Here is a 513-nt window from a genome sequence, read left to right as displayed (position 1 = left end):
GTGCGGGGGCGGGATGAACCAGGGGATACCGGTGCGGATTTGGATGGTCCATTGCTCTTTGTGGATCACGTGGTGGTGGTGTGAACAGAGCAGTACGCCGTTCTCGGTGCCGGTGGGTCCGCCGCGGGACCAGTAGGTGATGTGGTGGGCTTCGCACCACGGGGCAGGGATGGTGCAGCCGGGGAACGCGCAGCCCTGGTCGCGGGCGGTGAGGGCTTTGCGGATGTGGGGCGGAAACACGCGGGAGGCGCGTCCGATGTCCAGGATCCGGCCTTCGCCGCCGAGCAGGACCGGGATGATGTCCGCGTCGCAGGCGATCTTCCGGACCGTGGCGGCGGTGATAGGGCCGGTGAACAGCATGTTGCCGGTGTGCGCCATCGCTGCGCCTGGTTGGAAGGGCGTGCCGGTGGTGTGGTCCGGGCTGGTGCCGGGCAGGTCGGCGTCGCCGGTGATGTGTTCGAGGCGGGCGAGGAGGTCGCGGTAGTCGATGGTGACCATGACCTGCGGTCGGAG

The 513-nt window shown here is 68.4% G+C and carries 1 protein-coding gene; it reads right to left on the bottom strand.

Going from position 1 to position 513, the window contains the following annotated elements:
• A partial coding sequence (locus tag AC6EUH_RS18310) for an HNH endonuclease (RefSeq protein WP_499739509.1) occupies positions 1-513 on the bottom strand: 513 nt, incomplete at both ends.

The organism is Arthrobacter sp. 001422645 (assembly GCF_059816125.1).
Note: the sequence above shows the minus strand (reverse complement) of the source record. Positions and strands in the feature narration are given on the sequence as shown.